Source organism: Streptomyces sp. HNM0575 (genome assembly GCF_012726265.1).
In the GTDB taxonomy this organism is placed as follows: Bacteria; Actinomycetota; Actinomycetes; order Streptomycetales; family Streptomycetaceae; genus Streptomyces.
Genome location: NZ_JAASAG010000008.1, coordinates 112,838 through 128,465 on the forward strand (window position 1 = coordinate 112,838; position 15,628 = coordinate 128,465).

The 15,628-nt window shown below is 71.5% G+C and carries 10 protein-coding genes; 6 read left to right on the forward strand and 4 right to left on the reverse strand.

Features of this window, described 5'->3' with window-relative positions; all coding sequences use genetic code 11:
- Nucleotides 1-540 precede the first annotated feature (540 nt).
- Nucleotides 541-3,276 (forward strand): alpha-glucan family phosphorylase, encoded by a 2,736-nt coding sequence (glgP, locus tag HCC61_RS19860; RefSeq protein WP_169137197.1) that lies wholly within the window; start codon nt 541-543, stop codon nt 3,274-3,276.
- 228 nt (nt 3,277-3,504) lie between these two features.
- Here the strand turns inward: glgP and HCC61_RS19865 are convergent, their stop codons facing one another.
- The 4 genes from HCC61_RS19865 to HCC61_RS19880 form a co-directional block, all read right to left on the reverse strand.
- Nucleotides 3,505-5,115: a M4 family metallopeptidase gene (locus HCC61_RS19865; protein ID WP_169137199.1), complete on the reverse strand. Its 1,611-nt coding sequence runs from the start codon at nt 5,113-5,115 to the stop codon at nt 3,505-3,507.
- A gap of 280 nt (nt 5,116-5,395) precedes the next feature.
- Complete coding sequence (locus HCC61_RS19870) at nt 5,396-7,249, reverse strand: ABC transporter ATP-binding protein (protein WP_169137532.1); 1,854 nt, start codon at nt 7,247-7,249, stop codon at nt 5,396-5,398.
- A gap of 131 nt (nt 7,250-7,380) precedes the next feature.
- On the reverse strand, nt 7,381-9,612 hold the full coding sequence (locus tag HCC61_RS19875; protein WP_169137534.1) for an ABC transporter ATP-binding protein: 2,232 nt from the start codon (nt 9,610-9,612) through the stop codon (nt 7,381-7,383).
- 95 nt (nt 9,613-9,707) lie between these two features.
- Nucleotides 9,708-9,851 carry a hypothetical protein gene (locus tag HCC61_RS19880; RefSeq protein ID WP_169137201.1) on the reverse strand — a complete coding sequence of 48 codons (144 nt, stop codon included), beginning with the start codon at nt 9,849-9,851 and terminating at the stop codon, nt 9,708-9,710.
- Nucleotides 9,852-10,105: 254 nt separating this feature from the next.
- Between HCC61_RS19880 and HCC61_RS19885 the strand changes: the two genes are divergently transcribed.
- From HCC61_RS19885 to HCC61_RS19905, 5 genes are all read left to right on the forward strand, one after another.
- Nucleotides 10,106-11,290 carry an Ig-like domain-containing protein gene (locus HCC61_RS19885; RefSeq protein WP_240969132.1) on the forward strand — a complete coding sequence of 395 codons (1,185 nt, stop codon included), beginning with the start codon at nt 10,106-10,108 and terminating at the stop codon, nt 11,288-11,290.
- Between the two features lie 472 nt (nt 11,291-11,762).
- Entirely contained in the window at nt 11,763-12,989 is a 1,227-nt protein-coding gene (locus HCC61_RS19890) for an Ig-like domain-containing protein (protein ID WP_346777305.1), read from the forward strand.
- Between the two features lie 95 nt (nt 12,990-13,084).
- The gene (locus HCC61_RS19895; protein ID WP_169137207.1) at nt 13,085-13,852 is read left to right on the forward strand and encodes an enoyl-CoA hydratase-related protein; all 768 of its coding nucleotides are present in this window, start codon (nt 13,085-13,087) and stop codon (nt 13,850-13,852) included.
- Between the two features lie 500 nt (nt 13,853-14,352).
- Nucleotides 14,353-14,808, forward strand: a complete 456-nt coding sequence (locus HCC61_RS19900) for an ATP-binding protein (RefSeq protein ID WP_240969149.1) — start codon at nt 14,353-14,355, stop codon at nt 14,806-14,808.
- Between the two features lie 193 nt (nt 14,809-15,001).
- Nucleotides 15,002-15,616, forward strand: coding sequence for a hypothetical protein (locus HCC61_RS19905; RefSeq protein WP_169137211.1), 615 nt, complete (start codon nt 15,002-15,004; stop codon nt 15,614-15,616).
- Nucleotides 15,617-15,628 lie beyond the last annotated feature (12 nt).

Consider the following 15,628-nt stretch of genomic DNA (forward strand, 5'->3'; position numbering starts at 1 on the left):
GCGCAGGCGGCATTCGGGAACTGGTCAGGAACCCGCCGCTTGCTGCGCCGTCACGCTTCACCCCGTCGGGGAGCGAGCGTGCCCCGGGCCGCGCCGTGCGGCCCGCGCCGTTGCTCTCCGGTCACCTCCGTGGTCTCCGCACGCACACGACGTCCGCGCCGGATGTGCAGAGACGCAGGTGGTACGTGCAGAACTCGTGCCCCCTGTACTGAGGTCACGAAGCTTAGGAGGAGATGCGGAGCGCGGTCGAGGGGGTGGAGCTGGGCATTCCGGCCCGGGCCTGTGACGAGCGGAATTGCCCGGAGGATGTGACGGATGTGACTGCGGCGGCGCCGAGTGGCCGCCGCGAACGGCGGGTTGGTGATCGGCGGTCATACGCGCCGCCGCACCCGTCACGGCCGCGCCCGGACCTCCATCCGGCCTCCGCGCGGGCTTCCGTGCGGCCCGCACGGGCCGCCGCGCGGGCCGCGTCAGGGTGGACACCGCGGATGAAATGGATCATTGCCGCTATGCGTACGTATGCCCCGTTACGGTCGGGGTGTGAAGGCCATTCGTCGTTTCTCCGTGCACCCCGTACTCCCCGAACCCCTCCGTCCCCTGAGCGAACTGGCGCACAATCTGCGCTGGTCCTGGCACCCGCCGACCCGGCGCTTCTTCCGCGACCTGGCGCCTGAGGCCTGGCGGCGGACGGGCGGCGACCCACTGCGCACGCTCTGCGCGCTGCCGCCCTCCAAGCTCGCGCAACTCGCCTCCGACAGCGCCTTCCTGCGGCGGCTCGCCGTCGCGGCGGGCGACCTCCACGACGCGCTCAACGAACCCGGCTGGTACCAGCGGGAGGCCGCGGCCTCCGCCGGTCTCCCGCGTGCCGTCGCCTACTTCTCGCCGGAATTCGGCATCACCGGCGCACTGCCGCAGTACTCCGGCGGCCTCGGCATCCTCGCCGGGGACCACCTCAAGGCCGCCGGCGACCTGGGCGTTCCGCTGATCGGCGTCGGACTGCTCTACAGACACGGCTACTTCAGGCAGAGCCTGTCCCGCGACGGCTCACAGCAGGAGGACTACCCCGAACTCGACCCGGCCGAGCTGCCGCTGCGGCTGCTGCGCGAAGCGGACGGCATGCCCGTGAGGATCGCGCTGCGGCTGCCGGGCGGCCGATCGCTGTACGCACATGTGTGGCAGGCACGGGTGGGACGCGTACCGCTGCTGCTGCTCGACTCGGCGGTGCAGGCGAACGCGGAACAGGAACGCCGCGTCACCGACCGGCTCTACGGCGGAGGCGGCGAACACCGCCTGCTTCAGGAGATGCTGCTCGGCATCGGCGGTGTGCGTGCCGTACGCGCGTACTGCCGGCGCACCGGGCACGCCGAGCCCGAGGTGTTCCACACCAACGAGGGCCACGCCGGGTTCCTGGGGCTGGAGCGCATCCGCGAACTGGGGGAGCGGGGGCTGGAGTTCGAGGCCGCGCTGGAGTCGGTGCGGGCGGGCAACGTCTTCACCACGCACACCCCCGTGCCCGCGGGCATCGACCGCTTCGAGACCTCTCTGATCGCCTCCCACTTCGGTGACGACGGCGAACTGGAGGGCGTCGCCACGGAGGACGTGCTCCGGCTCGGCGCCGAGAGCTACCCCGGCGGCGACCCGGGCCTGTTCAACATGGCGGTGATGGGCCTGCGGCTGGCGCAGCGCGCGAACGGCGTGAGCAGCCTGCACGGCGAGGTCAGCCGCACCATGTTCGCGGGGCTGTGGCCCGGGTTCGACCCGGCGGAGGTGCCCATCACCTCCGTCACGAACGGTGTGCACGCGCCGACTTGGCGCTCGCCGCGGATGCCCGCCGACGCGCCGGCGCTGCCCGACGCCGAACTGTGGGCGCTGCGCCGCACGTTGCGCGAACAGCTCGTGCACGACGTACGGGCGCGGCTGCGCGCCTCGTGGCGGGAGCGCGGCGCCGCGGACGCCGAACTCGGCTGGACGGACGGGGTGTTCGACCCGGACGTGCTGACGATCGGGTTCGCGCGCCGGGTGCCGTCGTACAAGCGCCTCACGCTCATGCTGCGCGATCCGGAGCGGCTGACCCGGCTGCTGCTGCACCCGGAGCGCCCGGTGCAGATCGTGGTGGCGGGCAAGGCGCATCCCGCGGACGAGGGCGGCAAGCGGCTGATCGGGGAGCTGGTGCGGTTCGCCGACGATCCGCGCGTACGGCACCGGATCGTCTTCCTGCCCGACTACGGGATGGACATGGCGCAGGACCTCTACCCCGGCTGCGACGTGTGGCTCAACAACCCGCTGCGGCCGCTGGAGGCGTGCGGTACCAGCGGAATGAAGGCCGCGCTCAACGGCTGTCTCAACCTCTCGGTGCGGGACGGCTGGTGGGACGAGTGGTTCGACGCGGACTTCGGGTGGGCCGTGCCCACGGCCGACGGCGACGCCGCCGCGGACGAGGACCGCCGGGACGGCGTCGAGGCCGCCGCGCTGTACTCGCTGATCGAGGATCACGTGGCGCCCTGCTTCTACGACGGCGGCGGCGTGCGGGGAGGCGGGCGGGCACCGGAAGGCAGCCGGGCACCGGAGGGCGGCCGGGTGCCCGAAGTGCCCGTCCGCTGGGTGGGGATGGTGCGCAGGACCCTCGCACGGCTCGGTCCGAAGGTGCAGGCGGAGCGGATGGTGCGCGAGTACGTCGAGCGGCTGTACGGGCCCGCTGCCCGCTCCCACCGCGAGCTGAGCGACGAGGCGGCGGCCCGCGGACTGGGCGCCTGGAAGGCGCGGGTGCGTGCGGCGTGGCCCTCGGTGTCGGTCGCCCTCGGGTCCGTGGAGCACGACGCCGACGACGGGAACGGCGAAGACGACCGGCAGGGCGGGCACGAACGGCACGGCGAGCAGAACCGGGGCGGCGAGCACGAACAGCCGGGCGGCGGTGCCGGTTCCGGGCTGCGTCTCGGGGCCAGCCTGACACTGCGTGCGAAGGTCGCCCTCGGAGGGCTGTCACCGGAGGACGTCGAGGTGCAGGCGGTGGCCGGACCCGTCGACGGCTCGGACCGCATCGCGGGCGGTGACGCGCTGAAGGTCCCGCTCAAGCCCGTCACTTCGGCCGGCGGCGGCGCGGACCTCGACGGCCGCTGGACGTACGAGGGGACCGTCACGCCCGGCAGCGCGGGCCCCTACGGATACACGGTGCGGGTGCTGCCCGCGCACCCTCTGCTGGCGTCGGGCGCCGAACTGGGCCTGGCCGCCGTGCCGTCGGACGCGGCGGACGAGACGCCGGGCGGCGCCGGCGTGTGAACCGGGCGTCTGAACCGGGCGTCTGAACCGGGCGTCTGAACCGGGCGTCTGAACAAGGCACTTGAAGCGGGTGAACAAGGCGCTTGAAGCGGAAGCGCTTGAAGCGGCGCCGTATGTGAAGGCGCCGGACATGACGGCGGGGCGGGTGCCGTGCGCGAAACCGCGCACGGTGCCCGCCCCGCCGGTGTGCTGTGCCGTCGGACTAGCCGACGAGCCGGTCAGCCGGGGTCACTTGACCGCGACGCCCGTCCAGGCGGCCTCGACGGCCTTGGACTCGGTGCTGTCCTTGCCGTACAGGTCGTCCGACGCCTTGACCGTGGCCTCACGGGCTGCCTTGTAGTCCGTGTTGGAGGTCATGTTCTCGGTCAGCGCCTTGAACCAGATCTGCTGGGCCTTGGTGATGCCGATGCCCTTGACGGTGGAGCCGTCGGAGGTCGGCGAGTCGTACTTGACGCCGTTCAGCTCGGACTTGCCGCTTCCCATGGAGAGCAGGAAGAAGAAGTGGTTCGCGATGCCGGACGAGTAGTGCACGTCGACGTCGCCGGCCTTGTCGCTCCACTCGTCGAGCGAGTTGCCGTCCTTGCTCGGCTTGTCCATGTAGCGCAGCGGCTTGCCGTCGCCGTTGATGTCGATCTTCTCGCCGATCAGGAAGTCACCGACGTCTTCCTTGTTCTTGGCGTGGAACTCGACGGCGGTGCCGAAGATGTCCGAGGTGGCCTCGTTCAGGCCGCCGGACTCGCCCGCGTACTCGAGACCCGCGGTCGCCGCGGTGACACCGTGCGACATCTCGTGGCCCGTGACGTCGATCGAGGTGAGCGGCTTCTTGTTGCCCTCGCCGTCCCCGTACGTCATGCAGAAGCAGCTGTCGTCCCAGAAGGCGTTGACGTAGTTGTCGCCGTAGTGGACGCGGCTGGGTGCACCCTTGCCGTCACCGGCGATGCCCTCACGCTTGAAGACGTCCTTGTAGAAGTCCCAGGTCGCCGCGCCGCCGAAGTGGGCGTCGACAGCGGCGGTCTGGGCGTCGTCCGGCTTGCCGGTGCCCCACTTGTTGTCCTTGTCGGTGAACTCCTTGCCGTCACCGCTCTCGCTGTTGCCCAGGTCAGTGGTCTTGCTGCCGCCGCGCGACTTGTCGGTCAGCGTGAAGTTGCCGTCCGAGCCCTCCGTGGTGAGCTTGACGTCGCCGGCGTACTGGCCGGTGCCGGTGCCGTCGGCCTCCTGGATGGCCTGGTACTGGTCGAGCTTCTTGCCGGTCTTGGCGTCGGTGATGATGTGCAGCTTGCTCGGCGCGCCGGACTTCTGGAGGCCGCCCTTGACGGTCTCCCAGGCCAGTACGGGCTTGCCGTGGGAGGCGAAGACGACCTTGCGCGGGGCCTTGCTGCCCTTCGCCTTGGGGGTCGCCGGCTTCGCGGCGGCGGTGACGCCCGCGGTGGAGACCTTGATGTCGGCCTTCGTGGCCTTGGTGACACCGGTCTGCTTGCCCGACTTGGCCTTGTGGACGACCAGGTCGCCGCCCAGCACGGGCATGCCGTCGTAGGTGCGCTCGTAGCGGACGTGCGTCGCGCCGTTCGCGTTCTTGATGACGTCCTTGACCTGGAGCTTCTCCTTGGAGCCGAGGCCGAGGGCCTTGGCGTCCGCGGCCTTCGCCTCGGTGGTGTCGGCCTTCTTGATGAGCTGGGTCTGCTGGGTCGCGCTCACCGCGGCGGGCTGGGCACCGGCCTTCGCGGTGGACTCCTTGTCCGAGGGGCCGGCGGTGGCCGTGCCGGCGGTGATGCCGGCCACGACGATCGCGGCCGTGGCTGCAAGGGCGGATATCCGCTGCTTCTTGCTGATGGATCTCACTCGGTGGCTCCTTCTGCCGTGGGGGCCGGGCGGCTGCCATGTTCGGGCTGCCCGTGCAGAACTGTGGAACAGATGCGAAGTGTTGTTCATCGTGCGAATGCACGACCGCCTCAGACTACTGTCGGGTACGCGCGCATGTCACCGTTTCCGCCAGACGGCGTTCACGGCTTGACCAACTTTTGTCCGTTGGTGAGCGCTCGTTATCCGGATAACGGACGTCTGTGAAAGGTCAGTTGGGGATCGCCGCTGGTCACGGCGGTGCGGCCGCCGGCGGGTGCCGCTAGACCAGACTGTCGCGCCACGCGCTGTGAAGATCTGCGAATCTCCCGTTGTCGGCGGTCAGTTGGGCCGGAGTGCCGTCCTCCACCAGCCGGCCGCCGTCCATCACCAGCACCCGGTCCGCGATCTCCACCGTCGAGAGACGGTGCGCGATGACCACCGCGGTACGTCCCCGCAGCACCGTCGACATCGCCTGCTGTACGGCCTGTTCGCCCGGAATGTCCAGCGAGGACGTCGCCTCGTCCAGCACCAGCACCGCCGGATCCGCGAGCAACGCACGGGCGAACGCGACGAGTTGGCGCTGCCCGGCCGAGATGCGCCCGCCCCGCTTCCGTACGTCCGTGTCGTACCCCTCGGGGAGCGCGGCGATGAAGTCGTGGGCGCCCAGGGCCTTCGCCGCGCCCTCGATCTCCTCGCGGGTCGCGTCCGGGCGGCCGATGGCGATGTTCTCCGCGACGGTGCCGGAGAAGAGAAAGGCCTCCTGGGTCACCATCACGACACTGCGCCGCAGTTCGGAAGCTTCCAGGTCGCGCAGGTCGACGTCGTCCAGCAGCACCCGCCCGCCCGTCGGGTCGTAGAAGCGGGCGAGCAGCTTCACCAGCGTGGACTTGCCCGCGCCCGTGGCGCCGACGAGCGCGACCGTCCGTCCCGCGTGCAGGGTCAGCCGGAACGACGGCAGCACCTCGCCGCCGGTGCGGTAGCCGAACGAGACCGATTCGAAGACGACTTCGCGCCCGTGCCGTCCCTCCGGGCGCGGCGGAAGGGCGCGCGGCGCGGACGGCTCCGGCACGGACGGCCGCTGGGCCAGCAGCCCCGCGATCTTCTCCAGCGAAGCGGCCGCGGACTGATAGGAGTTGAGGAACATCCCGAGGTGGTCGATCGGGTCGTACAGCCTGCGCAGATAGAGCGCCGCGGCGGCGAGCACGCCCAGCGCCAGGTCTCCGGCGGCGACGCGATAGGCGCCCCACAGCACGATCGCGGCGATCGCCGTATTGGCCGTCGCGCGGGAGCCGACGACGTAACGCGCCATCTCCAGCAGCGAGTCGCCGTTCACCTTCCAGTGGCGGCCGTTGAGCCTCGCGAACGCGGCGTCGTTCGCGCGCTCGCGCCGGAACGCCTGAACGGCGCGGATTCCGCCCACGGTCTCGGTGAACTTGACGATGACGGCCGCCATCGCCGTCGACTTGCCCCGGTAGACGTGCTTCGAGCGGCTCTGGAAGTTCCGTACGAGCAGCGCCAGCGGAACGAAGCTGCCCAGCGCCGCCGCCCCGAGACCGGCGTCCAGCCAGAGCAGCGTGATCACGATGTACACGACGGAGACGACGACGGCGAGCAGCTCCTGGAGCCCCTCGTCGAGGAGTTCGCGCAGGGACGCGACGTCCGTGGTGGAACGGGAGATGAGGCGGCCGGAGGTGTAGCGGTCGTGGAAGTCGACGTCGAGGGCCTGTGCGTGCCGGTGGATACGGCCGCGCAGATCCAGCAGCACCCGCTGGTTGACGCGGGCGGCCGCCACGATGAACGCGTACTGGAAGCCGCCCGACGCGAGCGCGCAGACCAGATATGCGAGACCGACCGCGACGAGCGGGCCGTGGTCCGGGGTGCCGAGGGGCGCGTGGCCGGACGCGCCGCCGCCGGTTTCCCCGCGCAGCGCAGGCACGGCCCGGTCGATGGCGAAGGCCACCAGCAGGGGGCCCGCCTGCACGGCGGCCTGCTGGAGGAGCAGCAGCAGACCGGTGACCGCGACGCGCAGACGGTGCGGGCGCAGCAGCGAGGCGAGCAGGGTGCGCGCGGCGTGGGGCGGAGCGGGCAGGGCGTCGCCGTCGAACGGATCGGACGGGCCCGGGACTTGGGGCAGGCCGGACGAGTCTGAAACGCCGCCCGCGCCGTGCGAGCCCGTACCGCCGGAACCGTCCGACCCATCGGGGCGTACGTCCGCGTCCTCCGTGCGGTGCCGCTGGTCCTCCCGAGCGTCCGCCGTGCCGCCGGTCAACTCCCCACCCCCGTCTGCCTGTCGCCGTCACCGGACATCAGACGGCGGTATTCGGCGCTGCCGCGCAGCAGCTCGTGGTGCGTGCCGACCGCTGTGATGCGTCCGCCCGACAGCAGCGCCACACGGTCCGCGAGCAGCACGGTCGACGGCCGGTGCGCGACCACCAGCGCCGTGGTGGACGTCAGCACCTCGCGCAGCGCCGCCTCGACCGCCGCCTCCGTGTGCACGTCGAGTGCCGACAGCGGATCGTCGAGCACGAGGAAGGGCGGGCGGCCGACCACGGCACGGGCCAGGGCGAGACGCTGCCGCTGGCCGCCCGACAGGCTCAGTCCCTGCTCCCCGACCTGGGTCCGAGGGCCCTGCGGGAGGGCGGCGACGAACTCGTGCGCCTGCGAGACCCGCAGCGCGCGGTCCAGCCCGGCCTGCGGACCCGGGCCGTCGGCGGCCGCCGCCCGGGGCTCGGGCAGCGGACCCGGAACGGCTCTGGATACGGAGCCGGGTGTGGAGCCGGGTGTGGATGCGGAGTTGGGCGTGGATGCGGATGTGAAGCCGGGTGTGGATGCGGAGTCGGTCGTGGAGCCGGGTGTGGATACGGAGCCGGGTGTGGAAGCGGACGCCGACGCCGGTACGAGAGCGGGCACTTCGGCGTACGGCACGCTGTCCGGCTCCACGCCCCGGTCCGCGTCCGGCGCCGCATCCCGGTCCGCGTCGGGCGCCGCGTTCCCCTCCGCGTCGGGCGCCGCGTTCCCCTCCGCGTCGGGCGCCGTGTCGGGCGCCAAGCCGGGTGTCGCGCCCGGCCCCGCGCCGAGCGTCCCGTAGGGCTCCGCGTCCAACTCCCCGTCCGCGCCCATCAGTACGTTCTCCGCCACGCTCGCCGAGAACAGCGTCGGCTCCTCGAACGCCACCGCGACCCGGGAGCGCAGCTCCGCCCGGCGCATGGCCCCGATGTCCTCGCCGTCCAGGGTGATGTGACCCGCCGTCACCTCGTGCAGTCGCGGCACGAGCGCCGTCAGCGTCGTCTTGCCGCTCCCCGTCGCGCCGACGAGGGCCATCGTCTCCCCGTGCCGTACGTGCAGATCGACGCCGTCCAGGACCGGCGGGTCCCAATCCGGTGCGTCGGCGTAGCGGAACACCACACTGCTGAAGCGCAGCCCGTCCGGCCCGTCCGCCGCACGGTCCCCGGTCGTCGGTTCCCCGGCCGTCGCCGCCGCTTGCCCCTTCCTAAGGCCGCCGTCCACGTCAGTCGCGCCATGCGCCTCGCGCGCCTCGTGCGCGTCGCGCAGCACGTCCCGCGGCAGCGGCTCGTCGAGGACCTCGAAGAAGCGGTCGGTCGCCGTCGCCGACTCGTTGCTCAGCGCCAGCAGGAACCCCGTCGTCTCCACCGGCCACCGCAGCGCCAGCGCCGTGGAGAGGAAGGCCACGAGCGTGCCCGCCGAGAGGGCGCCCTCCGCGACCTGCATGGCGCCGAGCACCAGCGCGGCCCCGACCGCCAGCTCCGGCAGCAGCATGATCACGGCCCAGATGCGGGCCAGCAGCCGCGCCTTGTCCAGCTCCGTGCCGAGCAGCCGGCCCGACAGCGCGCGGAAGGCCAGCGCCTGGCTGCGGTGCCGCCCGAAGCCCTTGATGACGCGGATGCCGAGCACCGCCTCCTCGACGAGCGTCGTCAGGTCCCCGATCTGGTCCTGGGCCCGGCGCGCGGCTCGCGAGTACCGGTGCTCGAAGACGGTGCACAGCCACACCAGCGGCACGAACGGGCCGAGGACGACCAGCCCCAGCGTCCACCGCTGCGACAGCAGAATGACGCAACCGACCACCACCGTCACGACGTTCACCAGGAGAAAGGTCACGCCGAAGGAGAGGAATCTGCGCAGCAGTTCGAGGTCGGTGGTCGCGCGGGAGAGCAACTGCCCGCTCGGCCAGCGGTCGTGGAAGGAGACCGGAAGGCGCTGGAGATGCCGGTAGAAGTCCGCGCGCATGGCCGCCTCGACACCCGCCAGCGGACGGGCGCTCAGCCACCGCCGCACGGCGAACAGCCCGGCCTCCAGCAGCCCGACCCCCAGCAGCAGCGCACCGCCCGCCCAGACGCCCGCGGTGTCCCGGTCGGCGACCGGCCCGTCGACGAGCCACTTCAGTACGAGCGGGATCACCAGACCCGTGCACGAGGCGAGCGCGGCCACCAGCGCCGCGCCGAACACCCGGACCCGCACCGGCCGTACATACGGCCACATCCGCAGCAGCGAGCGCACCACCGAGCGGTCGCCGTCCCCGGTCACGGCACGGGCGCCGGCCACGGCACGGTCCCCGGTCACGGCACGGTCCTCGGTCACGGCACGGTCCTCGGCCACGGCACGGGCCCCGGCCGCGCACGGGCGCCCGCGCCGCCGCCCGTACCGTCACCTGCCGCGTCGCCGCCTCCGTCGCCGGCGTCCCCGTCCGCTCCGCTGGTCGTCCCCGCCCCGGTCGTCACCGGCCTGAGACTACGGTCGGGTGGTTGCGTGCTTCATCTGCTTTTTTCGCGCCGAGTCGGTGCTCGCACGTCGCTCGTCCGCCCGCGATGCTTCCACTACGGAATGTCTCCAGCACCGTGCGTGACCGATTCGTTTCCCCTGCGGCGGCGGGTCGTTGGTCTCCGTACGGACGAGCTTCACGGGGAGTGCGGACATGGATCGGGTGGGGCGGACGGGACGAGCGGGCCGGAGGGGCCTGCTGCTGAGAAGCACGATGCTGAGGTGCTCGTCGGCGGCGCTGTGCGCGGCGGGCGCTCTGCTGGCGGGCTGCGGCGCGATGGTCGAACCCCGGACTCCCGCCCAGCTGATCGAGGTGCTGCCGCGTGACGGCAGCAAGGACGTGACGAAGGACGGCATCCTGCGCGTCAACGCGACGGAGGGCCGGCTGGACGAGGTGCGGGTCACCCGCAGAAGCAAGGGTGCGGGGCACGCTGTCCCCGGCAGCATCTCTTCCGACGGGCGCACGTGGCGGCCGTCGGGGTCCGCGCGCCGGCTCCAACTCGGCAGTGAGTACCGGGTCGACGCCGTCGCCCTCGACGAGCAGGGCAGGCGTGCCGCCCGGCACACCACGTTCACCACCAAGGCGCAGCCGCGTCGCTTCATCGGCTTCTTCACGCCCGAGCACCGGCAGACCGTCGGTACGGGAATGATCCTCTCGATCAGGTTCAACCGTCCGATCATCGAGCGCGCCGCCGTCGAGCGCGGCATCCGCGTCTCCGCGTCCCCGCCCGTGAAGGTCGCGCCGCACTGGTTCGGCACGTCCCGTGTGGACTTCCGCCCCGAGGAGTTCTGGGAGCCGGGCACCCGCGTCACGCTGGATCTTCGGCTGCGCGGCGTGCGCGCCGCCCCCGACGTGTACGGAGTGCAGCACAAGCGCGTCCACTTCACGGTCGGACGGGACCAGCGCAGCGTGGTCGACGCCCGCCGCCACACGATGACGGTGACGCGCAACGGCCGGGTCGTGGAGACCCTGCCCGTCACGACGGGCTCCGCGAAGAACCCGACGTACGCGGGGGACATGGTCATCAGCGAGAAGTTCAAGGTGACCCGCATGAACGCGCGGACCGTCGGGTTCGGCGGCGAGTACGACATCGACGACGTGCCGCACGCGATGCGCCTCACCGACAGCGGCACCTTCCTGCACGGCAACTACTGGGCCTCCAAGCGGACGTTCGGGCGCGCGAACGTCAGCCACGGATGCATCGGGCTGCGCGACAGGAAGGGGGGCGACCCGGGCAGTCCGGCCGGGGCGTTCTTCCGCGACTCCCTCACGGGCGACGTGATCACCGTGAAGAACTCCGGCGAGCGCACGGTCGCACCCGGCAACGGCCTCAGCGGCTGGAACATGGGCTGGAGCCAGTGGACGGCGGGCTCGGCGCTGCCCGCGGCGGCGCACTGAGGCGCACTGAGGCGCACTGCGGCGTACTGCGGCGCTGATCCACCCACGGATCCCGCACGGGCCCCGGTACCGGCCGGCTTCCCTTCCGGTACCGGTCTGCTCACTGATTCGCGTACTGTTCCACGCGCTGCCTCACGCGCCGGTCCGCTCGGCGCCGGACGGGCTTCGCGAGCGCCGTGCGTGCGCTGGACTGCGCGCTTTCCCCGGCGGGTACCGGAGGGGGGTTGACGACCGTCGCGGAAGGAAAGAAATCGCGACGGAACGGTGACACTCTCGGGGATTCCATCTCCATCTCGGTGTGATTACCTAGCGCCTGCACAGTCGTATTTTTCGGCCCGGGGACCGCACGATGGTGCATGCAGCCGTGCGAGGGGAGTAGCCCGCTGTGGATCTGAAGACCGTCGCCAGGGAAGCGAAGGAAAAGCTCAACCCGGAGGCGATACGGGGGGCTCTGCAAGGACTCAAGGGGTCCGTGCAGGGAGACAGCAGGGTTCAGGTCATAGGCGGGTCCGCCGTGGGCCTCGTCGTTCTCGCGGTGGTGCTGCTGCTGACGCTGACGACGTGCGGCGGCGCCGGAGCCGGCGGCAAGACGGGAGCCGGGAAGCCGCAGAAGTCCCGTGCGGTGGTGGAGATATCGCCGAAGGACGGCGCCCACGGCGTCGGCACCGAGGACGCCCTGAAGGTCACCGCAGACAAGGGCAAGCTTGTCAAGGTCGACGTCAAGGACGAGGACGGCAAGGCGGTCGACGGTGAGCTCGCGAAGGGCGCCAAGTCCTGGACGCCCGCGAAGCACCTGACGACGAAGACGAAGTACACCGTCGAGGCCCTCGCCAAGGACTCCGAGGGCCGCAAGGCCACCAAGCGGGCACGCTTCACCACGCTCACCCCCGACAGCACCTACATAGGCCGCTTCACCCCGGAGGACGGCGCCAAGGTGGGCGTGGGGATGCCCGTCTCGATCAACTTCAACCACGCCATCCAGGACCGTGAGGCCGTGGAGAAGGCCATCTCCGTCACCTCGGATCCGCAGGTCGACGTCGAGGGCCACTGGTTCGGGAACAACCGCCTCGACTTCCGGCCCGAGGACTACTGGAAGGCCGGCACGAAGGTCCGGCTCGACCTGGACCTCGACGGCGTGGAGGGCTACGACGGCGTCTACGGCCAGCAGGACAAGTCCGTGGACTTCACCATCGACCGCAGCCAGGTCAGCGTCGTCGACGCGAAGACGAAGAAGATGACCGTGAAGCGCGACGGCAAGACGCTCAGGAAGGTCGACATCAGCTCGGGCAGCGCGGAGCACCCCACGTACAACGGCCGCATGGTGATCAGCGAGCGTCACAAGGAGACGCGCATGGACGGCGACACCGTGGGCTTCGGGCGGGACGAGGAAGCCGGCGGCTACGACATCAAGGACGTGCCGCACGCGATGCGGCTGTCCACCTCCGGGACCTTCATCCACGGCAACTACTGGCTGACGCAGCAGCAGTTCGGCACGGTCAACGCCAGCCACGGATGCGTCGGGCTCTTCGACAAGAAGGGCGGCGGAGACAAGGGCACGCCGGGCGCCTGGTTCTTCAAGGAGTCGATCGTCGGCGACGTCGTCGAGATCAAGAACTCCAAGGACAAGACGGTCCAGCCGGACAACGGACTCAACGGCTGGAACATGGACTGGGACGAGTGGAAGGCCCCGCAGAAGTAGGGCCCGTGCGGCCGAGACCCGTGCGGCCGGGAGGGGCGGGGATCCGCTGCGGCCGCGCCGTCGGCCCCGCGCGTAACGCCCGTTAACCTTCCCCCATGACTGTGAATCTCGAAGTCGCCGACGGCGTCGGTACGATCCGCCTGGACCGTCCCCCGATGAACGCGCTGGACGTCGCCACCCAGGACCGGCTGCGCGAGCTGGCCGAGGAGGCCACGGCACGCGACGACGTACGGGCCGTCGTGATCTACGGAGGCGAGAAGGTCTTCGCCGCGGGAGCCGACATCAAGGAGATGCAGGCCATGGACCACGCGGCCATGGTCAAGCGCTCCAAGGGGCTCCAGGACTCCTTCACCGCGGTGGCGCGCATCCCCAAGCCCGTCGCCGCCGCCGTCACCGGCTACGCGCTGGGCGGCGGCTGCGAGTTGGCGCTGTGCGCGGACATCCGCGTCGCGGGTGAGGGGGCCAGGCTCGGGCAGCCGGAGATCCTGCTCGGCCTGATCCCCGGAGCGGGCGGCACCCAGCGGCTCGCCCGGCTCGTAGGGCCCGCCAAGGCCAAGGACATGATCTTCACCGGGCGGCAGGTCAAGGCACCCGAGGCGCTGGAGATGGGCCTGGTCGACCGGGTCGTGCCCGACGAGCAGGTCTACGAGGAGGCGCGGGCCTGGGCGGAGCGGCTGGCCAAGGGGCCGGCGATCGCGCTGCGTGCGGCGAAGGAGTCCGTCGACGCCGGTCTGGAGACCGACATCGACACGGGGCTCGCCGTCGAACGCAACTGGTTCGCGGGGCTGTTCGCGACCGAGGACCGTGCGACGGGCATGCGCAGCTTCGTCGAAGAGGGCCCGGGGAAGGCGAAGTTCGCCTGACCTTCCGGATGGGCGGCTCCCGGAGGGGCGGCTCTTGGAGGGCGGGTGCGCCGGGCACGAAGGCGTGGTGGCACGGCGCGCCGCATCGGACCCCGGAACCGGGCACCGAACGGTGCCCCGAACCGGGCACCGAACGGGCACCGCGGAGCCGGGCGCGGAGCCCGGCGCGGGGCGGGGCGGCCGGAACGACGCACCGCGCCGACGCCCTGGGCCCCGCCCTTGTGGGGGACCCGCCGCTCTTGTGGGGGACCACGGGCAGAAGTCCGCCCGGCGTCCCGCGCGCCCCCCGGCACGGGACCGGCCGCCCGCGCGCACGAGGTCGCGTACCAGGTCAGAGCGGTCCGCGCGCGCCCGTCGGGCAGCGGGTGCCCAACGTCGGGCAGTACCGGGCGAGTTGTCCGGGGAATCGGGATCTGGCTGAACAGCCACACGCCCTCCCTGCTCGCGCCATGATGGTGGTCATGGCGGGACAGGGAGAAGTGGCGAGCGTGAGCGAGCGAATGCCAGAGGTCCCCGGTGAACCGTCGAGCGACGACGAGCTCTCGGGCGGTGTTCTCGATCTCGTCGGCGACCCGACGATCGGTGAAGTACGTCTGCCCAACCGTCCCGAGTCGGCGAGACGCGCCCGCAGACTCGCCCGTACCGTGCTCGAGTCCCACTGGTCGCTGCCCGAATCGGTCACCGACGAGGCGGTGCTGCTCGTCTCGGAGCTCGTGGGCAACGCGGTCCGCCACACGGGCGCCCTCGTCTTCGGGCTGCGCATGATGCGCCGCCGGGGCTGGATCCGGGTCGAGGTGCGCGACCCCTCGCGCGGGCTGCCGTGCCTGCTGCCCGTGCACGGCCTCGACACCAGCGGACGCGGCCTGTTCCTCGTCGACACCCTCTCCGACCGGTGGGGCGTCGACCTGCTGCCCCGCGGCAAGACGACCTGGTTCGAGATGCGCATCGGCAACTGACGGCCGGCCGACGGTCAGTGGCGGCCCGGAGCGTCGCCGCCGACGCGATGTCAGTCATGTCCGGCATACTGTGCGGCGTTGTACGGAAGGTCCGTCAGGTCCGTCCGTACGGACTTCCAGGACGGGGACGGGCGATGGCACTTCAGCGTGACGGCGCGCCCCGTCGGCACGACGAGCACGGGGGACGAGAAGCATGCAGGCTGTGCGGCACGGGAGTTCCAGGCCCCGGAGGGCGCTGCTCTGTGCGTCGCTGCTGACGCTGGCTCTGCTCATGGGCGTGGCCGGCTGCGCGGACGACGACGGCGAAGGCGACGTGAGGAAGCCCGCGCCCCGGGAGCCTTCGTCGCACAAGTCGCCGGGGGACAGGGCCGGTTCACCGCCGTCGGCCTCCTCCTCGCCGGGCGCGGGGAAGGACGGCGAGGAATCCGGCGGCGAGGACTCGGACAAGGACGGATCCGGAGCCGCAGCCGCCGCGGACGGCACCGACACCGGAGCCTGCGAGGACGCCGAGTGCGAGGTGGAGCTCTCCGCGGGCGACGAACTGCACCCGCGCTCGTCGCACGGCGTGGACGAGTTCACCGTCGAGAAGATCGAGGACCACGTGATCACGTGGACGGCGGCCTTCAGCGGCGGCCGCGTCTCGATGTCGGCCAAGGGCGCGCAGGTGTCCTCCACTTCCTGCTCGAACGGGTCGTGCGGCGGACGCCTCGGCAGGACCAGGGGCTCGCTCGAAATGAACGGTGTGACCATGGAGTTCACGTCCATCGGCGAGGACAGCGCCGTCGCGAGGATCTCCGCGGAGAAGTGACGAGCGGGGGCA